Here is a 260-nt window from a genome sequence, read left to right as displayed (position 1 = left end):
TAATATTGCTATTGTTAAAGATGTCTTGTCTGATAATATTGATGGGCATGTTATTCAGTTCGAAGGTGAAACTGCTAGAATTGCTAAACCTTGTGCTAAAGATAAACATAGACCTGTGGTAGGCGTGCCTGTTATTTCTGTTAAAATAGGAGATCATTGTTATCATGGCTTATGTGATATGGGTGCGAGTGCTAGTGTTATACCGCATACTTTATACGAAGAAATTAAGAATGAAATTGCACCTGCTGAGTTAGAAGGTA

1 protein-coding gene is annotated in these 260 nt (G+C 36.2%); it reads left to right on the top strand.

From position 1 onward, the window contains the following. Positions 1 to 260 (top strand): hypothetical protein (locus tag L9G74_RS24365; RefSeq protein ID WP_238898716.1); only part of this gene is annotated, 260 nt, incomplete at both ends.

Source organism: Shewanella electrica, from assembly GCF_022321485.1.
Classification (GTDB): domain Bacteria; phylum Pseudomonadota; class Gammaproteobacteria; order Enterobacterales; family Shewanellaceae; genus Shewanella; species Shewanella electrica.
This window is presented reverse-complemented; position numbering and strand designations above follow the sequence as displayed.